The sequence below is a fragment of the Kamptonema formosum PCC 6407 genome (assembly GCF_000332155.1).
Taxonomy (GTDB): domain Bacteria; phylum Cyanobacteriota; class Cyanobacteriia; order Cyanobacteriales; family Microcoleaceae; genus Kamptonema; species Kamptonema formosum.
In genome coordinates, this window is sequence record NZ_KB235903.1 from 288,003 (window position 1) to 313,905 (window position 25,903).

General features: G+C 43.4%; 27 protein-coding genes and 1 pseudogene. 14 read left to right on the forward strand and 14 right to left on the reverse strand.

All coding sequences use genetic code 11. From position 1 onward, the window contains the following. Positions 1-82: 82 nt before the first annotated feature. On the reverse strand, positions 83-247 hold the full coding sequence (locus OSCIL6407_RS35250; RefSeq protein WP_155523382.1) for a hypothetical protein: 165 nt from the start codon (positions 245-247) through the stop codon (positions 83-85). A 130-nt stretch (positions 248-377) separates the two neighbouring features. On the opposite strand from OSCIL6407_RS35250, the gene OSCIL6407_RS0106405 reads away from it, so the two are divergent. Together OSCIL6407_RS0106405 and OSCIL6407_RS0106410 are read left to right on the forward strand one after the other, a co-directional pair. Then, positions 378-2,066 carry a hypothetical protein gene (locus OSCIL6407_RS0106405; protein WP_007356630.1) on the forward strand — a complete coding sequence of 563 codons (1,689 nt, stop codon included), beginning with the start codon at positions 378-380 and terminating at the stop codon, positions 2,064-2,066. A gap of 41 nt (positions 2,067-2,107) precedes the next feature. Next, the gene (locus OSCIL6407_RS0106410; protein WP_007356629.1) at positions 2,108-3,103 is read left to right on the forward strand and encodes a pentapeptide repeat-containing protein; all 996 of its coding nucleotides are present in this window, start codon (positions 2,108-2,110) and stop codon (positions 3,101-3,103) included. A 381-nt stretch (positions 3,104-3,484) separates the two neighbouring features. Here OSCIL6407_RS0106410 and OSCIL6407_RS0106420 read toward each other — a convergent pair whose 3' ends face one another. Then, positions 3,485-4,399 (reverse strand): tyrosine-type recombinase/integrase, encoded by a 915-nt coding sequence (locus tag OSCIL6407_RS0106420; protein WP_026103665.1) that lies wholly within the window; start codon positions 4,397-4,399, stop codon positions 3,485-3,487. 80 nt (positions 4,400-4,479) lie between these two features. Between OSCIL6407_RS0106420 and OSCIL6407_RS32335 the strand changes: the two genes are divergently transcribed. From OSCIL6407_RS32335 to OSCIL6407_RS38295, 3 genes and pseudogenes are all read left to right on the forward strand, one after another. Further along, on the forward strand, positions 4,480-4,635 hold the full coding sequence (locus tag OSCIL6407_RS32335) for a double zinc ribbon domain-containing protein (protein ID WP_083811278.1): 156 nt from the start codon (positions 4,480-4,482) through the stop codon (positions 4,633-4,635). 70 nt (positions 4,636-4,705) lie between these two features. Then, positions 4,706-6,133 (forward strand): DUF4158 domain-containing protein, encoded by a 1,428-nt coding sequence (locus OSCIL6407_RS0106425; RefSeq protein WP_007352861.1) that lies wholly within the window; start codon positions 4,706-4,708, stop codon positions 6,131-6,133. Continuing rightward, positions 6,061-6,774, forward strand: a pseudogene (locus tag OSCIL6407_RS38295) (Tn3 family transposase); the annotation flags it as partial. The gene OSCIL6407_RS0106425 and the pseudogene OSCIL6407_RS38295, both read left to right, overlap by 73 nt. Before the next feature lie 165 nt (positions 6,775-6,939). Here the strand turns inward: OSCIL6407_RS38295 and OSCIL6407_RS0106435 are convergent. The 9 genes from OSCIL6407_RS0106435 to OSCIL6407_RS0106475 form a co-directional block, all read right to left on the reverse strand. Further along, entirely contained in the window at positions 6,940-7,563 is a 624-nt protein-coding gene (locus tag OSCIL6407_RS0106435) for a Uma2 family endonuclease (RefSeq protein ID WP_019487034.1), read from the reverse strand. 19 nt (positions 7,564-7,582) lie between these two features. Beyond that, on the reverse strand, positions 7,583-8,062 hold the full coding sequence (locus OSCIL6407_RS0106440; RefSeq protein WP_007352924.1) for a DUF29 domain-containing protein: 480 nt from the start codon (positions 8,060-8,062) through the stop codon (positions 7,583-7,585). A gap of 226 nt (positions 8,063-8,288) precedes the next feature. After that, the gene (gene ureC / locus OSCIL6407_RS0106445; protein WP_019487035.1) at positions 8,289-10,094 is read right to left on the reverse strand and encodes an urease subunit alpha; all 1,806 of its coding nucleotides are present in this window, start codon (positions 10,092-10,094) and stop codon (positions 8,289-8,291) included. Beyond that, complete coding sequence (locus tag OSCIL6407_RS0106450; RefSeq protein WP_007352923.1) at positions 10,091-11,101, reverse strand: endonuclease NucS domain-containing protein; 1,011 nt, start codon at positions 11,099-11,101, stop codon at positions 10,091-10,093. The genes ureC and OSCIL6407_RS0106450 overlap by 4 nt, the downstream gene beginning before the upstream one ends. Before the next feature lie 49 nt (positions 11,102-11,150). After that, positions 11,151-11,462 carry an urease subunit beta gene (locus OSCIL6407_RS0106455; RefSeq protein WP_007352922.1) on the reverse strand — a complete coding sequence of 104 codons (312 nt, stop codon included), beginning with the start codon at positions 11,460-11,462 and terminating at the stop codon, positions 11,151-11,153. Positions 11,463-11,482: 20 nt separating this feature from the next. Next, positions 11,483-11,785, reverse strand: coding sequence for an urease subunit gamma (ureA, locus tag OSCIL6407_RS0106460; protein WP_007352921.1), 303 nt, complete (start codon positions 11,783-11,785; stop codon positions 11,483-11,485). A gap of 5 nt (positions 11,786-11,790) precedes the next feature. Continuing rightward, positions 11,791-12,129, reverse strand: coding sequence for a HepT-like ribonuclease domain-containing protein (locus tag OSCIL6407_RS0106465; protein ID WP_007352920.1), 339 nt, complete (start codon positions 12,127-12,129; stop codon positions 11,791-11,793). Next, complete coding sequence (locus OSCIL6407_RS0106470) at positions 12,116-12,445, reverse strand: nucleotidyltransferase family protein (protein ID WP_007352919.1); 330 nt, start codon at positions 12,443-12,445, stop codon at positions 12,116-12,118. Before OSCIL6407_RS0106470 ends, OSCIL6407_RS0106465 begins: the two co-directional genes overlap by 14 nt. An 89-nt stretch (positions 12,446-12,534) precedes the next feature. Continuing rightward, entirely contained in the window at positions 12,535-13,446 is a 912-nt protein-coding gene (locus OSCIL6407_RS0106475) for an urease accessory protein UreD (RefSeq protein WP_007352918.1), read from the reverse strand. Between the two features lie 420 nt (positions 13,447-13,866). Between OSCIL6407_RS0106475 and fmdA the strand changes: the two genes are divergently transcribed. The 3 genes from fmdA to cax all read left to right on the forward strand — a co-directional run bounded on the left by fmdA (position 13,867) and on the right by cax (position 16,698). Beyond that, positions 13,867-15,042, forward strand: coding sequence for a formamidase (fmdA, locus tag OSCIL6407_RS0106480; protein WP_007352917.1), 1,176 nt, complete (start codon positions 13,867-13,869; stop codon positions 15,040-15,042). A gap of 133 nt (positions 15,043-15,175) precedes the next feature. Next, on the forward strand, positions 15,176-15,439 hold the full coding sequence (locus OSCIL6407_RS0106485; protein ID WP_007352916.1) for an FmdB family zinc ribbon protein: 264 nt from the start codon (positions 15,176-15,178) through the stop codon (positions 15,437-15,439). Between the two features lie 158 nt (positions 15,440-15,597). Next, positions 15,598-16,698, forward strand: a complete 1,101-nt coding sequence (gene cax / locus OSCIL6407_RS0106490; protein ID WP_007352915.1) for a calcium/proton exchanger — start codon at positions 15,598-15,600, stop codon at positions 16,696-16,698. A 111-nt stretch (positions 16,699-16,809) separates the two neighbouring features. Here cax and OSCIL6407_RS0106495 read toward each other — a convergent pair whose 3' ends face one another. Next, the gene (locus tag OSCIL6407_RS0106495) at positions 16,810-17,571 is read right to left on the reverse strand and encodes a Uma2 family endonuclease (protein WP_007352914.1); all 762 of its coding nucleotides are present in this window, start codon (positions 17,569-17,571) and stop codon (positions 16,810-16,812) included. A gap of 112 nt (positions 17,572-17,683) precedes the next feature. Beyond that, on the reverse strand, positions 17,684-19,336 hold the full coding sequence (locus tag OSCIL6407_RS0106500) for a DUF655 domain-containing protein (protein ID WP_234709932.1): 1,653 nt from the start codon (positions 19,334-19,336) through the stop codon (positions 17,684-17,686). Positions 19,337-19,522: 186 nt separating this feature from the next. Here OSCIL6407_RS0106500 and OSCIL6407_RS0106505 point away from each other — a divergent pair, with 186 nt between their 5' ends. After that, complete coding sequence (locus OSCIL6407_RS0106505) at positions 19,523-19,921, forward strand: DUF7682 family zinc-binding protein (RefSeq protein WP_007352912.1); 399 nt, start codon at positions 19,523-19,525, stop codon at positions 19,919-19,921. Here the strand turns inward: OSCIL6407_RS0106505 and OSCIL6407_RS37730 are convergent. Then, positions 19,918-20,052, reverse strand: coding sequence for a hypothetical protein (locus OSCIL6407_RS37730; protein WP_267879536.1), 135 nt, complete (start codon positions 20,050-20,052; stop codon positions 19,918-19,920). The two genes, OSCIL6407_RS0106505 and OSCIL6407_RS37730, sit on opposite strands and share 4 nt — an antisense overlap. A gap of 47 nt (positions 20,053-20,099) precedes the next feature. Here OSCIL6407_RS37730 and OSCIL6407_RS0106510 point away from each other — a divergent pair, with 47 nt between their 5' ends. From OSCIL6407_RS0106510 to OSCIL6407_RS0106530, 5 genes are all read left to right on the forward strand, one after another. After that, complete coding sequence (locus OSCIL6407_RS0106510; RefSeq protein WP_026103667.1) at positions 20,100-21,263, forward strand: cysteine desulfurase family protein; 1,164 nt, start codon at positions 20,100-20,102, stop codon at positions 21,261-21,263. A 179-nt stretch (positions 21,264-21,442) separates the two neighbouring features. After that, positions 21,443-22,189 carry a DUF1995 family protein gene (locus OSCIL6407_RS0106515; protein WP_007355065.1) on the forward strand — a complete coding sequence of 249 codons (747 nt, stop codon included), beginning with the start codon at positions 21,443-21,445 and terminating at the stop codon, positions 22,187-22,189. Positions 22,190-22,418: 229 nt separating this feature from the next. Further along, a complete protein-coding gene (locus OSCIL6407_RS0106520; RefSeq protein ID WP_007355066.1) occupies positions 22,419-23,171 on the forward strand; it encodes a metallophosphoesterase in 753 nt (250 codons plus the stop codon). After that, entirely contained in the window at positions 23,172-23,666 is a 495-nt protein-coding gene (locus OSCIL6407_RS0106525; protein WP_039962150.1) for a hypothetical protein, read from the forward strand. Between the two features lie 126 nt (positions 23,667-23,792). After that, complete coding sequence (locus OSCIL6407_RS0106530) at positions 23,793-25,769, forward strand: carbamoyltransferase family protein (RefSeq protein ID WP_007355068.1); 1,977 nt, start codon at positions 23,793-23,795, stop codon at positions 25,767-25,769. Positions 25,770-25,903 lie beyond the last annotated feature (134 nt).

Below are 25,903 nucleotides of genomic sequence, written 5' to 3' on the forward strand. Positions count from 1 at the left end.
ACCTTTGAGATTTAATATCTAAGTAAATCCACCTAAGAGGACTAATGAATTTGATAGTTTTCTTCAGTCCTCTTCAGAGGACTTAAGCTTTGAGACAGGGGTTAAAACCCCTGTCTGACTGAGAATTTGACGTTAAGTTGACACCAATCCCCTCTTCCTTCTTCCTTCTTCCTTCTTCCCTCTTCCTTCTTCCTTCTTCCTTCTCCTTACCACTTACACAGCCAGTGTAACAATTAAGGGGTGACACGCAGAATTGTCCTCCGTACCCCTGCATTTAAGCCTCCATGTACCTCTACTCCCTTGTTACCGAGGAAAACCTGCTATAATCTTATAATTTAGTGCCTATTCTTACCCGTGCATTTTCCCAGGAGGCAACCATGAACGCTTTATCTATTTTAGATGAAGTTGTTAGCATACTCGAAAATGATGTTAACGCCCAGCGCATCAAAAGATTAATACTGTTTGCCTGCAAAGAGATCTGGGAAAACGATTCAAGCGTCCTCGAACGTACCGATCTGCGTGAAATCATCCGCAACTTATGTATCAAATATAGTCAAGTAGAAGATATTGAAGCTGTCTTAAATAGTATTGTTTCCAAAGTCAACAAAAAGACAGAATATGCTTTAATCGCGACTACAATTATTACTCAAATCACCAGACTATACACAGAAGAAGACACAGAAGTTGAAACCACCCTATCCAACTCTTTCGCCTTTCAAGTCCCCACATATTTTGTAGAGCCTTTAAATTCTCCCCAGCCAACAGAAACAGAAGAAGAACAACTCGATAATCCCGGCTATCTATTTGATGTCCGGCAGAAAATTCTACAACAGACAAACCCTCTTCGCGCTAAAATTCTAATTTTTTCTACACTTTACCATGAATTTAGCTTCAGCGAGCGAGATTGGTCGCTGTTGAAAACACAAGAACTAGACCACTTATTGCGCCAACTCCTTAATGCTTGTCCCACCCTTACAGAACTCGAATCTCAATTATATAGAACCGCCAACAAACTCGATAATTCTGATGAAAATGCCCAAGCTGCCAGCGTCATTATCCAAGCTATGACAAATTGTTATCTACAGGAAAAACAAGAACCAGATCCAGATGAAAGTATTAACGATCGAGGATATGAAGATACCCACTTAATGAATAACATTTTTCAAGAAACCACACTGACTAACGATGTCGGTTATTTCGAGGACGGCGAGATTACAATGATGGGTCAAGCTGCTGCGGGCAATTTTTATTATAATCCCCAAGCAAGTCAACTATGGCCAGCCCATACAATCTTTTCTCCGGGAGACGATACCCAAACAAGCGACCCCGATGCCACTTGTGAATTAAGCCCACCGCCCCTAACAACCTATCACGTTTCGGAACCAGTAGAAACTGATGAAGATTCCCATCACAGTGCAGCGGCGGCGCTCAATATTACCGACTCCATCAAACAAAAATTGGAGGTAGAAGAAGAGATTAAAGCATTAGTTACTGAAAGTAGTAATATCATAATGACTACAGTAGAAAGGACACTTAGTGAGTTAGAAGTTGCCTTAGACAGACAAGTTGCCCACCAAAATACAGAGGAACAATTAGTTCAAAAATATAAAGCCCTTAGAGATTTTATTGGCAATGTTGAGGGATTCACTTCTAAATTAATGCAAATTTTGAGTCAATTAGAGTCAGCCGAAAGACAGCGCCTCAATCTTCATACCCCTCATCCTAATTCTTCTGAAAAAGAGCCGCAAAACTCGAATCATGGTAAGATAAATCAGCAAAGACTTGTGGAACTAGCAAGGCAGGGCAACCCCAAGGCGATCGCAGTTTTGCTGAATCAATTTTTACAGCCGAAAGGCATTAATGCTATGGCGATTTTAAGAGAAGGTTGCTTTCACATAGTCCTCGAATCTGCCCAAGTACCAAATAAAGAAGTAACAGCCAAATTTGTACAGAATAAGCTGGCAAGTTTGAAATCAAAATCTATCACTCATGTCAAGGTTCATGGCCGCCAATCAGGGAACAAGTCCGTCGCTTGGACTCAAGAAGTTCTTAATCCCAGCAATTGAAAAAACTAGCTTTTTTGCCCAAAAATAATCAAGCACTACTTATGAATCCTGGCGAACTTTTGAGGAGATATACAGCAGGAGAATTAGATTTCAAAGGTATAAATCTCAGGGGCGTACACCTGAGCGGTGCAGACTTAATTGGCGTTAATTTAAGCGGTGCAGACCTTCATGGTGCCAACCTAATGATGGCATACTTGAGCCGAATTAATTTTCAGCGTGCAAATTTAATTAACGCCAAGCTTTGTGGTGCTAATTTAAATCAGGCAAATTTGAGCAACGCCAATCTTGCTGATGCCGATTTACACGGTGCTAGTTTACAAGGCGCAGACTTTCGCAAAGCTAACATATCTTTGGCAATTTTGCTCGATGCAAACTTGACTGATGCTGATATGCGAGGAGTCAATTTACAAGGTGCAGACTTACGCGGTGCGTGTTTGCGAGGGGCAAATTTACGATACGAAAGGCGAGTTTTTGAGGCTGTAAATTTGCGAGGTGCAAATCTACGAGATGCAGATTTACGAGGTGTAAATCTAACTAATGCCGATTTGAGTAAAGCCGATCTTACTGGTGCTAACCTCAGTGAAACTGTACTCCGCGAGGCAAATTTAAGTCAAGTAAATCTCAGTAAAGCAGTCCTAGAAGGTGCATTTCTAACTGAAGCTAATTTAACTCAAGCAAATCTCTCTCGCGCCATCATGACTAATGCCAAAATGGAGAGAGCAGTATTAATAGATGCAGAAATGGCTGGTGTAAAATTACACGGTGCATTCCTACCTGATGCTAAACTTCATAAAGCTAATTTGAGTGAGGCTGACCTCAGTAGAACTAACTTAATAAGGGCCGATCTCAGTAGAGCTAATTTGAGTCAGGCTAATTTGAATGAGGCTGATTTAACTGATGCTTATTTGGCGAAGATAGACTTGCGCGATGCGATATTGAATCGTGCAAATCTTACGAGGGCAGATTTAAGCACTGCTAATTTAATGGGCGTACAGTTGCGCGGTGCAACAATGCCTAATGGGGAGATTCACGATTAATGCAAGGAAGAAGGAAGAAAGAAGAGGGAATTCAGTTTATTTTAGGTGCAGCGTATATTATACTATCGAGTAAAATCATTATCCTAAAGCATCCTAACGTTCAGACATCGTTTGTTCATGGGGTAAAGCCGGGATACGGACAAAATAGGACACGATGTAAAGAGATGTAACGAAACCGCCACTCCCAGCCAGATTTGTTGAAGCAAGCACAAAAAGTAAGAAGCCTGCCAATTATACAATAGAGCGTTTATGTAGCCTTGATTGTGGAAGCGTTCGCCGCCCGTTACCCAATCACACTCACAAACCATCTAGAGAGTAGTGCTACTACTCTCTACTTAAGCTCACAAGCGATTAAAAAACTTAACCTGACTATATATTTTATCAACCAGTATTATTTACTTTTTTCTGACCAGCTACTAATATGTTTAAAGCGTCTCTAGCAACTTCCTCAGCTCGCAAAGAAGTTACTTTTTGATATCGCAGAGTAGTCTGGATGTTCTCATGACCCATCAAAGCTCGCAACTCTTCAAGAGCCATTAACCCTACTCGTTCAGTAGCAAACGTATGCCGCAAATCGTGGAGGCGGATTCCTTGCAAAATAGGACTTTTTTGTGTAAAACTTTGCCAGCAACAATAAACTTGTTGATAGCTCAATCTCGTCACCCTTTGATTAAAAGGATTTTGTGCAGTAAACAGAGCTGGTGTCCCCAAATCCCGATAATATTTAATATAATTATTCACAATAGAAGCTGCATCTTCGCTATAAAAACACCATCGTAGCTTCTTCCCCTTTCCCATCACCTGAAACTTCTGTAATTGTAAATCAATTCCCTCTAAATCTAAGGTAAGAAGCTCACCAATCCTAGCTCCTGTTCGATGAAGCAGGCGGACAATAGCGTGCAATCGGACATCTGGCACGAGCAGTTCATATAAAATACTCAGTTGTTCCGCACTCAAATAGCGAATCACTGCGTCGGTACTACATTCCCCCTTTTCTGGGTCAAGCTTGCGCTGCTTCAAACCAGCAATCGGGTTAACTGTAAGATAGCCTTGTTCAACTCCAAAATTCAACAAAGCCTGAATAATAGCTTGATGGCGGTGGTGAGTAGTAATTGACAAATGAGTTAAACTTCTTAAATAGTCCAATACTAGCTGTCGGCTAATAATTTCTATCGGCAATCGACCCCACTGACCCAGCAGAGGCATCAAAGTTGACTCATAAGAACGCTGCGTACTTAGACTCAACCCTGGACGGTCTAAAAACTCCCTTGCCAATCTTGCTAATGTAACAGTCAATTGAACAACTTCCTGAAAACTTGTGCATCCTTTGAATTTTCTAGCTGTACACTTATTATCAGGAAAACTTACATATTTTTATGTACACTCTTGACCCGGTTTGGACGCTACACCGTGCTAAATATTGCCTGAACTGCGGCACTCATTTGCGGCATCAATGCCGGAGTTGCGGTGAAACGTTCGCTTCCTTCAAACACAAATTTTGCCCTCACTGTGGCACATCTTATAGAGAATAAGTCCCCAGGCAATTAGCCATCAATCCCCGCCGAGTTACTATCACTTTCACCAACTTCTTCACACAATCAAGTGGCATCAATAGAACGCACCGCTTACCCTCGCTTCAAACGCTATTTCACACCCAAAGAACTAGCATCCATTTACACACCGACTCCATCAGAAATTGCCTTTGGCACTTCAACGACACAAGGGGAATCTCACTACTACAACTTGATGGTTTTACTCAAAACCTTTCAGCGACTCGGCTATTTTCCCAAACTCTCAGAAATCCCCCCTAGCATCTCCAACCACATTCGCGTCACCCTAAATTTGCCACAGGAAATTGCTTTGGGCTACGGGCAGTCCAGAACCCTGTACCGCCATTGCCGCGCTATCCGTGAGTACCTAAACGTCATTCCTTTTAACCAAACCGCTCACAATTTTATTATGCAGGTGGTCTCTGAAACTGCCCAAGTCATGGACAACCCTGCGGACTTAATCAATGTTGCCCTTGAAGAATTAATAAAACAGCGCTATGAACTACCCGGCTTTAGAACCTTAGACAAGTTAGTGCTCCGAGTCAGGAATTTAGTTAATCAACAACTATTTTCTGTAGCCAGCAATGGACTCTGTGAGCAAAAAAAGCAATATTTAGACAGCCTCTTAGACAACTATCCCGTCCAGCAGCGCAGCCCTTACAATGACCTCAAGCAATTGCCCAAGCGCCCTACTCGCAACCACCTCAATGATTTACTTGCTCATCTAACTTGGTTGGAATCACTGGGTGAAGTTAAGCCAGATATTATGCACATCACAATTGCTAAAATTCAGCACTTTGCAGCAGAAGCAAGGGCATTGGATGCCAGCGAAGTTAGAGAATTTAATCAACCGAAACGGCTAACTCTCCTGCTGTGTTTAATTTACTCAGCTCAGGTACAAGCCAGAGATAATTTAGTGGAGATGTTCCTCAAACAGATGCGGAGCATCCATACAAAAGCTAAAGCTGAATTGGAGTTACTGCGACAGCAGCAGCAAGAAAGAATAGAAAAATTAGTGAGTGTCTTTACTGATGTACTTCAAGTGTTTGTTGATGAACCGCCGGCATTAGAGACAGTCGCGCAAGTAAAAAATGTCTTCGCAGCGAGAGGGGGCGCGCAGCAATTGTTGAATGAGTGCGAAGCCGTGAATGCCTACAAGGGCAATAACTATTTGCCTTTATTATGGCGATTTTATAAAACTTATCGTAGTAGTTTCTTTCGGTTGATTAGTGCCCTTAAGTTAGACTCTACCAGTCAGGATGATACTTTAATAAAAGCTCTGGAGTTTTTGCAACTAAATTCTCAGCGACGGGGGGAGTGGCTGTCGTCGAATGTAGATGTTACTTTTGCTTCTGCTCAATGGCAAAAGCTGCTATGGGTGCAGCGAGAAAAGCAAATATTTTTAGCACGGCTCATGCTGATACTCAGGGACAGTCAACGCCGGTATTTGCTTTGGCTTATTTGTTGGGGATTAAGTTGATGCCTCGGATTCGCAATTGGCAGGATTTGACGTTTTTTCGCCCTGGAAAAGAGGCGATTTACGAACATATTGAGGAGTTGTTTAAGGATGCAATTGATTGGGAGCGGATTGTGACGCACTGGCAAGATTTGCTACGGGTGGTGCTTTCAATTCAAGCAGGGAAGGTTTCTTCGGTGATGCTGTTGCGAAGGTTGGGGAATTATAGCCGCAAGAATCGGCTTTATCAAGCTTTTCAGGAGCTGGGACGGGTGGTGCGGACGGTGTTTTTATTGCAGTATATTTCTGATATACAGTTGCGTCAAGAAATTACGGCTGCTACGAATAAGGTGGAGGCTTATCATGGTTTTTCTAAATGGTTTTTCTTTGGGGGAGAAGGGGTAGTTGCTAATAATGACCCAGTGGAGCAGGAGAAGATTATTAAGTATAACGATTTGATTGCGAATGCGGTGATTTTTCACAACGCGGTGGATTTAACTGAGGTTTTGCGTCGTTTGAAGCGGGAGGGTTATGTGGTGATGCGAAATGATGTGGCGGCGTTGAGTCCGTACCGAACCTCTCACATCAAGCGCTTTGGAGATTACCTGTTGGACTTGGAGCATTTACCCCCGGCGTTGGATGAGGGGATGGTCTTGGAACTTTGAGCAGTAGATGGGAGTGGAGTGATTTCAGGGATAACGGGATTGTTACATCTCTTTACATTTTGGTTGGTGACAGCTCGTATTCATTCTTACCCTCTATTTTAGATTAGATAGGCTTTTCACTTGTTCGGCTTGCTTAAATAAATCTGGCTAGGAGTTTGGGTTTCGTTACATTTCTTTACATCGTGTCCTATTTTGTCCGTATCCCGGCTTTACGCCTTCATTATCTCCGAAAGTGACATCTTCATATAAAGCATCTATGCTAGTGCGAAAGTCGATGCTTGTTAGGTGAATTTCACTGCCTGGAAAGTAGAATTGTAATACCCAAAATCCCTCGGTGTTGCGGCGGAAGCAGTCTAAACGTTGGCGCTTTTGGCTAATTAAAACGTATTCTTGGAGGGTTTCTAATTGTTGATAGTCGGCAAATTTGTCACCGCGATCGAAAGCTTCTGTGGTTGGTGATAAAACTTCGACAATTAAACAAGGATATTTTTTATGATTTGTCAATGCTCGATCTCTGGCATCACAAGTTACTATCACATCAGGATAGTAATAGATATTAGCCGTATCTATTTGGGCTTTCATGTCAGCCATATAGACGCGGCAACCTGTCCCTCGCACATGATTTCTTAACAGGGCAAATAAGTTTCCGGCGATGGTAACATGAGCATCACTAGCGCCTGCCATTGCGTACATTTGTCCGTCAATATATTCGTGTTTGATGGGGCTGAGTTCTTCTCCTGCTAGATAATCTTCAGGAGAAATGTAATTTTGGGTTTGATTCGCTATCATTGTTTTGAAAATGCAGCTACTATATGATTATATCATTCTCAGTCGGTAAAAAATCAGGATTAAGAACTTCTTCTCCAGTAAAGGGAGACTCTGGGGGAAATATCTCAATAGATAAACCTGTTTCATCTGCGGCTAGTTCTCTGGCATCTTGATAAGATTCATTAAAAATCTCTTCAAAAAAACGGTATAAACTCGGACTGGTTTTGAAGGTATCTCGGATGCGTTTACGATGTTCACGAATAGTGTACACCCAACTATTTGTTTGTTTTTCCGGCTGATATTTATACTTAAGTAAGTGCATTAAAAGTACCCGCAAATTACTTTTTAAAGCATTTTTATCGTTTCTCCCCATACTTTCCAATTCTTCTAGTAAGTTCTCTAAATCTATTTCGGCAAATTTTCCCTCTCTTAATAAGTTGATAGTTGTCTGTAACCACAGATAAAAATCCTGTTCATAAAGGGATGTTATTGCAGTTGTCATTGATTGGATAGTTGTCATTTTGTTTGACTCCCTTTCTCTTCTCTATACATAAGCCTAACATATTCCATCTGTTATTTCTCAGCCATTCATTGACAAAAACTTGAACCTCAATTCAAAGCGGTTGAAACCGCGTCTACACACACGAAACCCGCCTGCGCGGGTTGAAATTCTATAGTCTGCGCAGGCGGAAGAAAGTTTGTGTAGCCGCGAATTCCATTCGCCAGGAGTTAATAACAACCACCCATCAAAACAAAAAGTACCTCTGTGCCATTGGCAAAATAGTTGCCGGTTCACAAGTTAATAATTCCCCATCGGCCCTCACTTCATAAGTTTCTGAATCTACCTCCATTTGAGGCAAAGCATCATTCAGTTTCATATCTCTTTTAGTGATTTGTCGCGTCCCCGAAACAGCTAAAGTTTGCTTTTGCAAACCTAACTGTTTAGCAATATCATTTTCTAGGCCAGCTTGAGAAACAAAAGTAAAAGAAGTTGCGGCTAGAGCACCGCCAAAACTGCCAAACATTGGCCGAGAATGAACGGGTTGAGGTGTAGGAATACTAGCATTAGCATCTCCCATTTGGGAATATGCGATCGCACCTCCCTTAATCACGATTTCTGGTTTCACACCAAAAAATGCCGGTCGCCACAAACACAAATCTGCTAATTTCCCCTCTTCTACAGAACCAACGTACTGAGAAATACCGTGAGTAATTGCCGGATTAATTGTATATTTAGCAATATATCGCTTAGCCCGAAAATTATCATTAACCCCCCCTGTTTCCCCCCCTTGGTAAGGGGGGGTTAATAAATATGTTTCCCCCCCTTGGTAAGGGGGAGTTAAGTCTGTTCCCCCCCCTTGGTAAGGGGGGGTTAGGGGGGGTAAATGTCCCCGCTGAACTTTCATTTTGTGTGCTGTTTGCCAAGTACGAACAATCACTTCTCCGACTCTTCCCATCGCCTGAGAATCCGAAGAAATCATGCTAAATGCGCCCAAGTCGTGCAAAATATCCTCAGCAGCAATTGTTTCTCTTCTAATTCTTGATTCAGCAAAGGCAACATCTTCAGGGATGCCTCGATCTAAGTGGTGACACACCATCAACATATCTAAATGTTCTTCCAATGTGTTAACAGTGTAGGGACGAGTAGGGTTAGTTGATGATGGTAAAACATTGGCTTGACCACACACTTTAATAATATCGGGTGCGTGTCCGCCGCCTGCACCTTCGGTGTGATAAGTATGAATTGCCCGATTTTTAAAAGCGGCAATTGTTGCTTCCACAAATCCTGCTTCATTGAGTGTATCGGTGTGAATTGCTACTTGTACGTCGTACTCGTCAGCAACACTTAAACAAGTGTCAATTGTGGCGGGTGTCGTTCCCCAATCTTCGTGCAATTTTAAACCCATTGCACCGGCATTAATTTGTTCAATTAATCCTTGAGGTTGACTGCTATTTCCTTTGCCTAAAAATCCGATATTCATGGGGAAAGCATCTGCCGCTTGCAACATTCGGTAAATGTGCCAAGGGCCGGGGGTGCAAGTCGTCGCATTTGTGCCTGTTGCGGGGCCGGTGCCGCCGCCGATCATCGTGGTAATTCCTGATGCGATCGCGACTTCGATTTGTTGAGGACAAATAAAGTGGATGTGGCTGTCAATTCCTCCCGCAGTCAGGATCGTTCCTTCGCCGGCAATGACTTCTGTGCCGGGGCCGATAATGATATCTACGTTGTCTTGAATGTAGGGGTTTCCGGCTTTACCAATTTTCTCAATTTTGCCATTTTTAATGCCAATATCTGCTTTAACAATTCCCCACCAATCTAAGATTAAAGCATTAGTAATTACGGTGTCAACGGCTCCGTCAGCGTTAGAAATGGGGGATTGTCCCATGCCATCTCTGATGACTTTACCTCCGCCAAATTTGACTTCATCCCCGTAGGTGGTGAGGTCTTGTTCTACTTCAATAAATAATTCTGTGTCTGCTAGGCGGACGCGATCGCCTGTGGTTGGGCCAAAGGTTTCTGCGTAGGCGCGGCGATTCATTCTATAACTCATATTAATGCACTCCTCATTTCATTTAATTGGGTCACAAAGTGGTTAACCTGTTCTTCTGTTTTAAAGAATCCTTCCCCAACTGAACCAGACCTATCATCTTGCCCTATTTGTTCATAGTTAGGTAACAAAGCAATTAACTTTTCCCGATCAACTTTCAAATAACTTGAAAGTCTATCTGTGTACACCTTAAATTTTAGGCCATCATTAGAATTGCTTTCAGTTAGCAAAAGATTTAAGATGGCTTGGCTATTTTTACCAGTCCCCCTTAATGCCAGACCTTTTGTTGTTGTATTCATCCAAAATATCTTTGGGATAAGTTCTTTGTAAAGTAGCCTATACACTTCTCCAATTTCATTGCTATCTGCTATCTCAGCTAATTCCTTTTTCGTTAAATAAAGATTTCTTTTTGATGTATTTACCAGCTTTCTTTCAATATCCATCAAGAATTTTCTTGCTAGTAATTCTTTGCCATTCGAGTCACGGAAATACTGGAATGTTGCCACATTAATTCTCACACCATAGGTTTCTGATAAGTATTGAATAATCCTTTCAGAACTACGATCTATCTGTGCAGCTACAATTATGATGTTGTGCTGAACATTCAAGGCATCAGGTAACTCCGAGTTAAATCGATCGCGGAAAGCATTTTCTAAATTAGTACCATTTTTAGTGAACAGATAACTATTGGCAATTTCTGTAACTCTATCGTTTGACAAATCCTTAACCCATGAAGCATAATCCAAGGCTTGTGCTGTTACTTCTCTTTCTGTTTTGTCCTTCTTTAACTCAACAATGACCAAATCTCCGTTTCTATCTATACATAAAAGGTCAAGTTTTCCACCATGATCGGTAATCACTTGCCTGCCAATCACCAAGAGATCGTCTGCTAGGATTGAGATATCATTATCGAGCCAGGTTTCTAAACGAGATTCTAAGTCTAATTTAGATTGATTAATCTCATTTAATTGATCCTTTGATATTTCCCACAGTCTAATTTGATCTGGCATATCGAAATTACACTCCTACTAATCATTTATTTTTAAATTGGTAAAAGTCTCATCCATCTAATTGACCGTTAATTTTACCATTAAACCCATAAACTTGACGACTCCCAACAAAAGGCACTAAATTAACTTCTCGCTCATCTCCCGGTTCAAATCTAACTGCTGTCCCGGCGGGAATATCTAAACGCATTCCTTTAGCCAAATCTCTGTCAAATTCTAAAGCTTCATTCACTTCAAAAAAATGATAGTGAGAACCGATTTGGATGGGACGATCGCCTGTATTAGCTACCATCACTCGCACAACAGAACGACCTGCATTCAGTTCAATTTCCCCATCCGCAACAATCATTTCACCGGGAATCATAATCAAGCTCCTTATATTTATTATCGAATTGGATCGTGGACGGTGACAAGTTTTGTGCCATCGGGAAATGTGGCTTCAACTTGTACTTCATGTACCATTTCTGCAATGCCTTCCATCACATCTTCCCGCGTTAAAAGAGTTGTACCATAACTCATTAAATCGGCGACAGTGCGACCATCTCTTGCACCTTCTAAAATGGCAGCAGAAATATAGGCAATCGCTTCTGGATAGTTCAATTTTACACCTCTTTCCTTACGTCGCTCTGCTAACAAAGCAGCCGTGAAAATCAGTAATTTGTCTTTTTCTTGTGGTGTTAGTTGCATCTTTATTACTCCGATGGAATTATTTTCTCAAGTTCGGCTATTAACGGCGGTAAATCATCCGTAAGTGTCTTCCATACTACATCGAGTTTAATATCGAAATAGCCGTGAATCAGACGATTTCTCATGCCAATGATTTGTGGCCAGGGAAGTTGTGGTAATTCGGCCTGACGCTCTCTTGTAATATTAGCAGCAGCCTCACCGATTATTTCAATACATTTGACCAAAGATAGTGTTAGCATCCGGTCGGTGTCCAGGTCACTTCTGGTTCTGTTTTCGGCAAATGAAATAGCCTCTTTTGCTGCATCCAGCATATGAAGCAAACGAGTCTCATTATCTATAAACATATATTACCTCTGCTGAATTAACAACTTTTTCTCGGAAATAGCGGCTCAATTCCTCCGCAGTTCGCAAATCCACTTTTCGCCCCAATATTTCAGTTAGCTCAATTTCCATTCCTGCTAACCCAAAAAAACCGGGGCATTTCTCTTGCATAAATTCTACCAGCACATCAACATCACTATCTGGTCTAAAATCGCTCCGTAAAACTGAGCCAAAAAGTGATAGTTTACTAATGTGGTTTCTCTGGCAAAAATCAGCGATCTTATCCTCACTAATCTTGATCGGAAGTTGCTGGTATTTTTCTTGGGATACTATTTGCATATTGTTGTAATCAATAATTATCTGATGATATTATATCATCTAGTTCTTGACATTAATTAAACCTTGTGCCAGAATCTAAAAACATAATGCTAACTTGGCCATACTCTTGGCAAACAAACGGGGCGATCGCGCATTTCCAGCCGCAGCAATTGCCAAACCGCAATAAACCAACGTCTCGCCTCAGCAGTTGATGAACCGCGATATCGGCACAATAAGCCATCTGTAAGGCGCGTCACCCCTACGGATGGCTGAGTTCTGACACCATCACCGTCATCGGCAAGGCGAGTATTTTGCCACAGCGATCGCTCCCCCTGGCTAAGCCTACGCACCTTTTCCACTATCTCCGTAGTTGCGGGTTCCCCTACCCAAGCGAGGCTGGCCGCTACAGGGTGTCCCCCTAAGCCATGCTCGCTTTCGAGCATTTCTTCACCCTTGAGTAATTGCCTGTCAATCCACAGAGGACGACCTTGCTGCCAGACTTCAACGTGCGATCGCCACTCTCCCGACACAAATCTTTCCCCCCTAGCACTGCGCCCAAATCGCGTAATTTCCCACAGCAACAAGCTTGCTCCTAGCTCTAATTCTATCCGCAAATCTTGGCGGTAAATCGCCCCAGCAAATACAATTGTTTCCTGCGGCAACCATTCTAAATTAGCATTCGCAGCCAGCTTTATTCTAATACTTTGTCTAGCTTCTAAACCGCTACTGCGATAAATCTTACCAGCGGCGGCAGTAGTTATTAAAGTTTTAGCATCCGCTTCTAACTGGAAATTCATCGAAAGGCTATCCCCTCCCACAACTCCTCCAGCCGTATGCAAAATTACGCTGTGACAAACCTCTTTTCCTTCAGGATAAAACGGACGTTGCACCTTTAACGGCGCTTGTACTTGATTGCGAATAATTTGAGTAGCACCCTGGCGATACCCATAGACTAAATCAAGATGGCCGTGCCATCCCTCAACCAATTTATTAACAGCCTGTCCGACTAAATTTTCAGTCATCAATTATTTAGAGTTTTAAAAGAGCGAATATCAATCATCTACCAATAGAGTTCACTTAAGATTGTCATTGCGAGGAACGAAGCAATCTGGGTGTCTATTTTTTATGGATTTTCCCTCTTGGTATCTCCGAGCTGAACTGTATTGACCAATATACCATAACTGCTCTATCACAATTGTAAAATTTATCTATAGCGCGTCTAAATAAGTTTTATAACCCACTTACTTCTTTAGCTAATACTTGATTTTGGAAAAAGCCAAAGGCAAGCAATTTAGATTGATATTTATGTAATGATAATCATTATCTCAAACAATCTTATTTATAATTAAACTTATTTTGTAAAAAAAGTTACATTTATCAACTTTAAAATCGGCAAAGATGCCCATACAATGTAAAAATCACTAATTAAAGGGGTGCAGACTATGCCTCAAGTTCTCTTCAAAGTTGACTTGACTAAACCAATGTCCGAACAGGAATTAGTGGGTCATAATCGGTGGCATCCAGATATTCCAGCAGTTGCTTCTGTTAATCCTGGTGACGTATTTCGCATCGAATGTAAAGACTGGACAGACGGGCAAATTAAAAATGATGATAATCCCGATGACATTCGCGATGTAGACTTAACAGTAGTTCACGTTTTGAGCGGGCCAATTTACGTTAACGGCGCACAACCTGGGGATATTCTTGTTGTCGATCTCCTTGATATTGGAGCTTTACAAGGAGATGAATGGGGATTTACAGGGATTTTTGCTAAAGAGAATGGGGGCGGATTCTTAACCGAACATTTTCCAACTGCTGCTAAAGCAATTTGGGATTTACAGGGGATTTATACCAGTTCGCGACACATTCCTAATGTCCGATTTGCAGGCATTACTCATCCTGGTTTAATCGGCTGTGCTCCTTCTCAAGAATTGCTAAATACATGGAATCGCCGGGAATCCGAACTGGTAGCAACAAATCCCGATAGAGTACCGCCTTTAGCAGCGCTTCCTAACCCCCAAAATGCAGTTTTGGGATCGTTAAAAGGTGCGGAATTTGAAAGAGTAGCCGCAGAAGCCGCACGGACTGTTCCCCCACGCGAACACGGCGGTAATTGTGATATTAAAAACCTGTCGCGAGGTTCCCGAATTTACTTCCCAGTTTATGTAGAAGGCGCGAAACTTTCAATGGGAGATATTCACTTTTCTCAAGGAGATGGCGAGATTTCCTTCTGCGGTGCAATTGAAATGTCTGGCTATATTGACCTCCACGTTGATATCATCAAAGGTGGCATGGAAAAATACGGGATGGTCAACCCAATTTTCAAACCGGGCCCGGTGGAACCCCGCTACTCTGAATACCTAGTTTTTGAAGGTATTTCTGTTGATGAATTTACGGGTCAGCAGTATTATATGGATGCCCATGTTGCTTATCGGCGAGCTTGTTTGAATGCCATAGAATATCTGAAAAAATTTGGCTTTACTGGCGAACAAGCATATCTGTTGTTAAGCTGCGCTCCTGTTGAAGGTAGAATTAGTGGTATAGTTGATATTCCCAATGCTTGCTGTACTATTGCTATCCCGACGGAAATTTTTAACATGGATATTTTGCCGTCTTAATTAGTAGTAAAAACACGGCAAACGTAACGCCGTCCTCTGGGCGAGTAAATCGACCACCCAGAGGGCGGCGTTACGAGGAAATTTTGTGAATCATTAAACTTTTAACATCCTAAATCTCAAAGTCAAAATAAATATGCCTCTTTACGATTTTCGCTGTGAAACTTGCGGTCTATTTGAGAAATGGCGGGCTCTTGCAGAAGTAGATAGTCCTGTGGTTTGTCCTACCTGCGAAACGGTTGCTAAACGTATCTTTTCGCCACCGATGATTTTAACTGGAAAGTTGAGATTGAAAGCTGAGGAAAATAAGGAACCGCAAGTGATTAAGCGTTCTGAGGAACCAAAACCGCAGGGGAATCGCGAACACCGAGGGGGACGACCTTGGATGATTGGTCACTGATGGTTAGGGGTGCGATTTAGAGCAAAAGCCCTTTACTGAAGATGTTAAGGCAAAACTTAATCATTGCATTGACAAAATAGGGGAGAATTAAGTTGCGATCGCACACTCGATTAGCCAGTCAAACTAATAACTCCCTTCATTAACACATCAGCCTTGTTATGTCAATCAAAAAAATACTTTCTATAGTTCTGTTAGTCTTTATTCCCATTTCCATAGCCGCTGACCTTTTACATTGGGGTACCCTCACAGTTTTCATCACATCTGCCTTAGCCATCGTCCCCCTTGCCATTTGGTTAAGCACTGCAACCGAAGAAGTTGCCATCACCACAGGCCCTTCTATTGGCGGTTTATTAAATGCAGTCTTTGGCAATGCTACCGAATTAATTATCGCCTTAGTTGCCTTAAAAGCAGGCTTAGTTGACATTGTTAAAGCCAGCATTACCGGAACTATTATCAGTAACTTACTCCTGGTTATGGGACTTTCAATGCTATTAGGAGGAATCCGCTACAAAGAACAAGAATTTAAGCCAATTATCGCCCGCGTGAATGGTTCCACTATGACTCTAGCCGTGATTGCCATTCTGTTACCGACAATGGTAATCTATACTTCAAATGGAGTAGAGCCATCAGCTATTCGCAATCTATCGCTAATAGCAGCAATTGTGTTAATTACAGTTTATGGTTTAACGCTGCTATTTTCCTTGAAAACTCACAGCTATCTTTACGAAGTCGGATTAGTAGAATTAGAATCAGAAAATCATCACGATGGCGCTACAGAATCCGCAGAACATAAACCCAATTTGTGGCTGTGGGTTGGGGTTTTAGTAATATCAACAATTGCCGTAGCCTTTGAATCAGAAATCTTTGTCGGCGTTGTGGAAGAAACTACAAAAGGTCTAGGTTTGACACCACTTTTTACAGGCGTAATTCTTTTACCCCTAGTTGGCGGTGCGGCAGAATATGTAACTGCGGTGGGAGTAGCAATGAAAAATAACATGGATTTATCAGTTTCAGTGGCAATGGGTTCTAGTTTGTTAGTTGCCCTGTTAGTAGCGCCGATTTTAGTTTTAGTTGGGTTAGTAATTAATCAACCAATGGATTTAAACTTCAATCCTTTTGAAGTAATTGCCGTTGCGATCGCTGTTACAATTGCTAATTTGATCAGTCTTGATGGTCGTTCTAATTGGTTAGAAGGAGTCCTACTGTTGGCAACTTACATTGTTTTAGCCGCAGCTTTCTACTTTCATCCAATTTCGTAAATCTGAGGCGGGTTTTCTAGATTTCTTGCACTTACGTAGAGACATTAGCTAACCCGTACCGACAGGAATTATGGTCAATTAGCCAGACGTGATATGACCACGAATTTTCATTTATACAGAATCAGGATCGACTCCCATTTCTCGCAACTTTGCCGCCAAACGTTCAGTTTTCTGTAACCGAGTTTGTTCTTCCTTAATCAACTCCTCAACCAATGGCGGATTTAACATTTCATCAACAGATAAAATTAGATCGGGGAATACTAAAGATGACATTTCTTGACCAGACAAATAATCCACCTGCGTATAACTCTCTTCACCTTCAGGGAATGACAAAACCCTGACTCGCTGTTTATTTTTAGCAGGATCGCAAATCACATATTCCGGCACATTGGCTAATTCATACTCTGCTCGTTTAATTACATAATCAGCCCGCCGATCTTTACTTACCACCTCTACTACTAATAGCGGTGTTTCACTCAAATCTAGTATGCCAGAACCTGGTCGCTCAAGAATTTGTTGCCACAAACTTTGAGTGCAAACAACGACATCAGGAATGCGGGATGTGTCATTCTCTGTTCTTACTCCTACAGAAGTTTTTACTACTAATTCAAGATTATGCTCAGCTAGATAGCGCTGCAACTTGTAAACAAAAAATTCGCAGATTGCTGTGTGTAAAGCTGTCGCTGTTGCCATTGTTATCAATTTTCCTTTGTACAGTTCATATTTTACACCGGATTCACCTTGGTAACAACGGTACTCTTCAAAAGTCAAAGTTGATGAAGGATCGACTGCCTTTTCTTGCACAATTTCTTCTACAGATTTTTCTTTGTTTTCTTCAACAACTTCTGCAATTTCTGCCACAGATTGAGACATATATTTTGTCCTATTTCTACAATTTATTATTGTAACAAATATTAACTTAAAAGTCAAGACACTCTACAATAAAAAACCCTGACAAACCTAAAATTAGCTATTAAATTCTACTTTACCAAGTAACGCGATCGCGCCACCGTTCTAACATCTTTTTTCCAACCCCAGGAACCCGATCTAAATCTTCCAAAGACGAAAAAGGTTGTTGCTTTCTCGCGGCAATAATCTTTTGAGCTAATTTCGGCCCCACTCCTGGCAAAGTTTCCAACTCCGCCTGATTAGCAACATTCAAATTCACTAACTTCTTCTCAGCAGCATTAACCATTTTTCCATCAGACTTAGGTAGCGCTGCACACAGTTGCTTTTGCGCCTCAATTTTCTGCGCGATCGCGCGTGGCAAACCCAACACTACATTCTGATACAGACGCTCAAACTCCCGTTCAAAATGGGCCGCCACCGTCTCACTTTCAATCACCAAAAGGGCTTCATCATTCCCATAATTAGCGGCCTCAGTCCAGTTATGAGAACCAGTAATGACAATTTTTCCATCCACCACCCCGAACTTATGATGCAAGCGATCGCCCTCCTGCAATTGCGGAACTCCCATAGTTGCGATCGGCTTTTGCCAAGGTCGATTTTCAGCTTCAAACTGACAATTATCAAGTAGCGCCACCCCCATCATATCCAACCCCTCACTATAAGAGCGATAGGCAAAACTAGGGTCAATTAATCCCCGAATCGCTACTCCTGCTTGAGATTTATATTCCAGAGTATTCACCAAACGCTGGGCAGAAAATACAAACAGCGCCAAATTAACCGACTTTCTAGCATTTGCCAAAGTCCGATCGATTAAACCATTACTACTTTTTTCCCAAGGAACAGTTTTCGCAGTTGGCGAAAATTGCACGGCAACAGTGACATTTCCCAGATTAATCTGCTGTACCGATCGCAACGGCTTTTTAATCCCAAACTTACTATCTGGCTTACCCCCCGGCCCATCTCCCCACATCATGTTAAATTCTTGAGTAAAAAGCTGGGCTAATTCCCCGCTCTCAATTTTCAACAAATTATTAAGATTGCCTCGACTTGTCGCTACCCCGAAGTCTCCATGAATATCTGACGGTGTAAAATTAGCCGAAGTCACGATCAAACTTTTGCCATCGACAACAACAAACTTGTGGTGCATCAAACCACTACCTTTAGAACCATCCGCCGTATCGTCAATTATGGGGATGCCAGCATCGCGTAAAATGACCAAGGCATCACCTTGCTTAATTTCCGCCTGATTTAAATTCCCATCCTTATCAGCATCCGCCAATTGGATAAATTCACTATAGCGATCGCGCTCTCTCTGTGGCAATTGGCGCACCTCATCCTTCGTTAAACCACTCCAAGGGCGACTGTATGTATTTTCCACGATCGCCCTCACCCTCACCCCCGCCGCCTGTTGCTGAGCCATTGCTCGCGCGATCGCAGGCAATCGCAACTCCTGCACCGCCACATCCACCGTCAACTGGGCACCCGCGATCGCATCAGCAATTAGCTTCTCAAAGTCATCTCCATATCTAGTCTGTTCGCGGTAAAATTCCTTATAGAGCGAACTTTCCGACTGGTTGAAATACACCTGAAGCAAAGGATCTTGAGGCAAAGGAGCCAAACGCGGAGTTAATAGCTGAATCTGTTTTCCCCTTTGGTGACAAGCTGCGAGGCTGATTGCCACAAACAAAGCACAGCAGTAAAGTAGTTGAGTATAAGAAAATCTAGACACAGAACTTTAATTTTTTTAGGTCTTAAGGGTTTTAGCAATTCAAAGCTATTCGATCGTGTAAAGTTACAATGCTATTTATGAAAGGGGATAGATTTTGCGTCTTGTAGGACTGCCTCGAAGCCGGGAAGCATCACTGGTGCGGTAGCAGCATTCAGGGGCGTTGGTCAAACCCGACACCAGTGCTATATGGCTAAAAGAAAACGGATTTTTCCGTGCGGTCACAAAGGATATGGTAAAACGTGCCATCGCTGCACGCAAGAGCGTCAGGCACAGGATCATCAAGTTCTGGCGATCGCAGAAAAACGAAACAAAAAACTGGAATGGGAGGCATCATTTGCCCAGGATGTCATTGATTTACGAGGACTCCCTGATTATGTAGTAGTAAAGGCACGAGCCATCATTACTACTGTCACCCACAAGAATTACAGAGAATTTGGCGGCAAGCGCCTCCGTCACAACCGTTTCATTATCAGTATCCCTGTAACACGAAACTACAGAATGCTCTGCGAAGATTGTGGCACTTTCTTGATTCCTCAAAAAGTTATATCCCACGAAGCCTACAATGTCTGCAAACCAGGAAGTTAGGGGAGAGGGGGAGATGGGGAGGATGGGGGAGATGGGGAGGATGGGGAGGATGGGGAGGATGGGGGAGATGGGGGAGATGGGGAGGATGGGGGAGATGGGGGAGAGGGGGAGGATGGGACAGCAATTACCAATTACCAATTACCAATTACCAATTACCAATTACCAATTACCAATTACCATGCAAATTTATTTAGACTACAGCGCCACTACACCCATACGCCCAGAAGCGATCGCCGCCATGCAAGCTGCCTTTACTCAATATTGGGGCAACCCTTCCAGCTTGCACGATTGGGGTCAAAGAGCAGCCACAACTCTAGAATTATCTAGAATGCAAGTAGCTAGCCTGATCAATGCCCCGCCGGAATCAGTGATTTTTACCTCTGGTGGCACAGAAGCCGACAACTTGGCAATTTTAGGCATCGCCCGCCATTACAAGCAGCCGCAACACATCATCATTTCCAGCGTTGAACATCCCGCCGTAGCAGAACCAGTAAGGTTTCTCGAACAACTAGGCTGGGAAGTAACCCGATTGCCAGTCGATCGCTTGGGGAGAGTTCATCCCCTCGACTTACACGCATCGCTACAACCCAATACAGTCCTAGTTTCCGTGATTTTCGGTCAGAGTGAAGTAGGCACGCTACAACCAATTGAAGCTTTGGGCAAAATTGCCCGTTCTCATGGGGTCTTATTTCATACAGATGCCGTTCAGGTTGCTGGCAGAATCCCGATCGACGTGCAAAAATTGCCAGTTGACTTGCTATCGATATCTAGCCATAAAATCTATGGCCCTCAAGGTTCTGGGATGCTTTATATCCGAGAAGGAGTAGAATTAGCCCCAGTATTTGGGGGCGGTGGTCAAGAAATGAAGCTGCGATCGGGGACGCAAGCAGTGCCAAATATAGTTGGTTTTGGCGTGGCGGCGGAATTGGCATTACAGGAAATGGCAGAGGAAACGCCGAGATTAATTGGATTGCGCGATCGCCTATTTGATAAATTAGCTGAGGTACCGAATTTAGTACCAACAGGCGATCGCTATTGTAGATTGCCACACCATCTTAGTTTTGTGGTTGCCAGTAAAGATGAAAATATTACAGGCAAAACCTTAGTGCGGCAACTAAATCTGGCGGGAATTGGTATCAGTTCCGGTTCTGCTTGTAGTAGTGGAAAAATTACGCCCATTCCAACCTTGTTGGCGATGGGATACAGCGAAACTGAGGCTATTCGAGGAATTCGCTTGACTCTGGGCAGAGATACCACCGAAGCTGATATAGACTGGACTGCGATCGCGATCGCCCAAATTATGGAAAGATTAATGCCAAAACGGTTAACTGTTAACTGTTAACGGTTAACGGTTAACGGTTAACTGTTAACTGGTAATTTTCCCTCTTCCCTCTTCCCTAGCCCCTAGCCCCTAGCCCCTCTTCCCTCTTCCCTAGCCCCTAGCCCCTAGCCCCTAGCCCCTAGCCCCTCTTCCCTCTTCCCTAGCCCCTAGCCCCTAGCCCCTCTTCCCTAGCCCCTCTTATGATTGAACTCCCGAAAACACTTGAAGAAGCGATCGCCCAATCTCGCGAAGCAGTGAAAGCTGCCCTCAACGACGCTCAAACCCGGTTACAAATTGAATTAGTTTTCCCAGAAATCGCACTGCAAGCACAGTCAATAACCCAGCAATTCATCACCGACTTTGAAGAACTAGCAAACGGCCTTAAAGTCTTCTTTCCTGACACAGGTTCAGCCGCCCTTGCTCGCCGAGACTGGGGAACAGTACCATTTAAAATTACAGACCTTGGTAGCAGTAGATCCCCCGTAGCAGAGAAAATCGAGCCAGAAGACCAAATTTTCCTACTGGTAAATGCTTCCTCCATCGAAGTCGCCCAAGTCGAACAACTCTGTAACGCCGCCGATTCCCGGCCCGTAATTCTCCTCAACCCCCGTCTGGAAGACGCAGCTACCATTGGCATTGGTTATGCAGGTCGCCAATTGCGCGATCGCTTCCTCAATACCCTCCAATCTTGCTACTACATCAGACCCCTACCAACGGCGGCCCTTTTCCGTTGCTACCCTCAATCTTGGCAAGTATGGCTGGAGGAAACAGAGGGTGAATACAAACTGATATCCGAAACCGCCCAAAAACCTGTAGGAGACGAGCTCGAACGGATTATAGCCCCAACTGTCCAAAATGGCGATCCTTCTGCTCCACAGTCGGCCCCTGTCAAGAAAAAAGGAATGCTGGCAGAACTTCAAAGTCTGTTCCGAGCACTTACAAACTAAGGTGATTTATGAAACATAATTCGATTTGATAGTGGTATAATTTAACCACCAGAACACGAACCCTGGGCAAATCTTGAACGCAATAGTTCGGAGATTATGGGAGTAACTGCACCAAAAAATCCGAGTTGCCTGCTGCAAAAACTAATTAAAAATAAGGGTTTCAGCCAAAGTAACTGAACTATTGTCAACCAGAACATCGTGTTTCAAATCCGCGAATCGGGTAAGAAAAATGAACCAACGGCGCATCGTCATTGGGGACGTACACGGACACTACGATGGGTTAATGACCCTTTTAGAAGCGATCGCCCCCAATAGTGACGATCGAGTTTATTTCTTAGGCGATTTAATAGACAGGGGGCCCAAAAGCGCTCAAGTGGTAGATTTTGTGAAGCAAAGTTCCTACCAATGCCTGTTGGGAAACCACGAACAACTGATGATCGAGGCGAATGGAAGCGATCCGCGATCTTTACCAGCTTGGCTCTACAGTGGGGGACAGGCGACAATAGATAGTTATATAGATATAGGGATGATTCCGTATAAACACTTAGATTGGATGCGATCGCTTCCCCCCTACCTCGACTTAGGCGATATTTGGCTAGCTCATGCTGGAGTCGATCCTAAACTCTCTCTCAAACAGCAATCTACCTATCAACTCTGTTGGATTCGCGGAGAATTTCATCGGATTTCCAAGCCTTATTTTCCTGATAAATTAATTATCACAGGCCATACTATTACTTTTACCTTTGAGGGTGTTAGTCCCGGAGAATTAGCACAAGGAAACGGTTGGTTAGACATTGACACTGGAGCGTACCATCCCAGAAGCGGCTGGTTAACAGGATTAGATATTACTCATCGCCTAGTCTATCAAGTAAATGTGTTTGAGCATAAAGTCCGCACCTTACATTTAGATGAAGCTGTCAAGCAGATTAAAATTCCTCAGTTGTCGATTCGCCATAACGATCGGATGAACACAATTTACTAAATGACGATTTCAAAGCCGAGATCAAAAAAAATAGCCCACCCTTTCACAGGTGAAACTGCACCCTGTCCCATCTGCCGCTGTGGTGAGATTTCTACCTTGACCCTAATGGAAGCCTTGGCTTGTAACAGTTGCGATCGCATTTTCATAGCCAACGTGGAAAAGCAGGTACTCAAAATGGCGGACAGAGAACCCCCGATGACTTGGCACTGGAATGGCAAAAATTGGATCGGAGCTCATTTAGAGGGGGTGGAATTGGGATGGGGGTATTTAATAGCAGCAGTCGCTCTAATCGTCCTTCCTACTACACTTATAGGCTTTTCCGCCTACTATTTTCCCCCAACTCCGGGTAGTAAACTATCATGGTTGCCTTTTGCTTGGACTTGGTTAACCTTCCTGTCCCATTTAGGCATTGTTTTGTGGCTGATGGCAGAAATGTATCAATTCCCCGTGTTGGTGTACTTGGGAGTGATGCGACGGCGGATATTCGGTAGCTGAGTTAGCTGAACAAGAGAGGCGATCGCACCCTTGCTAAGTCCAAATCAGTATTCCTAGAGCTATAATCTGTCGATATTCAATTCTTAACATTCACCAGCCCGAACCATTGCTATTTGTGAGGAGACAATGAACATACTTGGCATTTCGGCGTATTACCACGACAGCGCCGCAGCCTTAGTTTCCAATGGCGAAATTATCGCCGCCGCGCAGGAAGAGAGATTTTCCCGCAAGAAGCATGACGCGAGATTTCCAGAGAATGCGATCGCCTATTGCCTCAAAGCAGCCAAACTAGAGCTACGGGAAATAGATCGCATTGTCTTTTATGACAAACCCCTAGTCAAATTCGAGCGATTGCTCGAAACTTATCTATCTTATGCCCCTCATGGTTTTCGCTCCTTTTTAGCAGCAATGCCAGTCTGGCTCAAAGAAAAGCTCTACCTCAAAACTGTATTAAAAAGAGAGTTTGCAAAAATGGGTGGTTGCAAGACCCCCTTAGTACCTCCCCTGCTATTTACCGAACATCACCAAGCCCACGCCGCCTCAGCCTTTTACCCTAGTCCCTTTCAACAAGCCGTCGTTCTCTGTCTTGATGGTGTGGGCGAATGGGCGACAACTTCCGTTTGGTGGGGAGATGGCAACCAACTTACTCCTCAGTGGGAAATTGACTTTCCTCACTCACTAGGCTTGCTCTATTCAGCATTTACCTACTACACAGGCTTTAAAGTCAACTCTGGTGAGTACAAACTCATGGGTTTAGCCCCCTACGGCGAACCCAAATATGTAGACAAAATCCTCACTCACCTGCTTGACCTCAAGGACGATGGTACTTTCCGGTTGAATATGGATTATTTCAACTACACCACCGGCTTGACGATGACGAATAAGAAGTTTGACGAACTGTTTGGCGGGTCACCGCGTCAAGCTGAGGGTAAACTCACCCAGAGGGAAATGGACATCGCTGCTTCCATTCAAGTTGTGACTGAAGAAGTAGTGTTGCGCCTCAGCAGAACAGTCCAAAAAGAATTCAATGCTGATTATCTCTGTCTGGCGGGAGGAGTAGCGCTTAACTGTGTTGCTAACGGTCGAATTTTGCGCGAAGGGCCTTTTAAAGATATTTGGATTCAACCCGCTGCGGGAGATGCAGGCGGCGCTTTGGGTGCGGCTTTGGCGGTTTGGTACGAATATGGCGACCAGCAGCGGAATGTTAAAAATTGGTTAGTAGGGGATGTAGGGGAGTCATCGCCAGAAACTGAAGATACCGGTGAGGGTTTGTCTGTTGTAACGGCTGCTGCGATCGCGCAGCGCGGCGTACCCGCGATCGCTACCAAATCTACTGCTAAGCTAGCCTGCAATGACCAAATGCGGGGTTCCTATCTAGGGCCGCGCTACAGTGATGCTGAGATTCTGGAGTATTTCGACGGTATCCAAGCCAATTATCAGCGCCTTGATGACGCAGAACTGATGCCTCGCTTAGCGGAAATTTTAGATGGGGGCAATGTAATCGGTTGGTTCCAAGGCCGGATGGAATTTGGGCCTCGCGCTTTAGGCGGGCGATCGATTATTGGCGACCCCCGCAATACTAAAATGCAGTCGGTGATGAACCTGAAAATCAAATACCGGGAATCATTTCGACCTTTTGCACCGTCAGTATTGGCCGAACGGGTTTCGGAGTATTTTGAGATTGACCACTCCAGCCCTTATATGTTATTAGTAGCTCCTGTGAAAGCAAGTCTGAGAATTCCGATGACAGCTCAGCAAGAGCAACTTTTTGGCATTGACAAGCTGAATGTCCCTCGCTCAGAATTGCCTGCTGTCACCCACGTCGATTACTCGGCTCGCATCCAGACAGTTCACAAAGAAACCAATCCCCGCTACTATGATTTAATCTCTAATTTTGAGAAGAGAACTGGTTGTGCGGTACTGGTTAATACTTCTTTTAATGTCCGAGGCGAACCGATTGTCTGTACTCCAGAAGATGCTTACCGCTGTTTTATGCGGACGGAAATGGATTATCTGGTAGTGGAGAATTTCTTGTTAGCTAAGTCGGAACAAATTCCTTGGAAACAAGATGATTCTTGGAAGAGTGAATTTGAATTAGATTAGTTAATTGTTGATTGTTGATTGTTGTTTGTTAGTTGTTAGTTGTTAGTTGTTCGTTGTAAAAAATGAAAGCACAACTAAACTCTGTATCCTCCTAGTAGTGGCTTTAGCTGCTAAGTTATAGGAAACAGCATCTA